The sequence below is a fragment of the Pectobacterium betavasculorum genome, assembly GCF_000749845.1.
GTDB classification, from domain to species: domain Bacteria; phylum Pseudomonadota; class Gammaproteobacteria; order Enterobacterales; family Enterobacteriaceae; genus Pectobacterium; species Pectobacterium betavasculorum.
In genome coordinates, this window is sequence record NZ_JQHM01000085.1 from 1 (window position 1) to 243 (window position 243).

1 rRNA gene is annotated in these 243 nt (G+C 56.0%); it reads left to right on the forward strand.

Going from position 1 to position 243, the window contains the following annotated elements:
* A 16S ribosomal RNA gene (locus tag KP22_RS23130) occupies positions 1-243 on the forward strand; the annotation flags it as partial.

Sequence of the window (243 nt, forward strand, 5' to 3'; positions counted from 1 at the left end):
CTACGGGAGGCAGCAGTGGGGAATATTGCACAATGGGCGCAAGCCTGATGCAGCCATGCCGCGTGTGTGAAGAAGGCCTTCGGGTTGTAAAGCACTTTCAGCGGGGAGGAAGGCAGTAAGGCTAATATCCTTATTGATTGACGTTACCCGCAGAAGAAGCACCGGCTAACTCCGTGCCAGCAGCCGCGGTAATACGGAGGGTGCAAGCGTTAATCGGAATGACTGGGCGTAAAGCGCACGCAG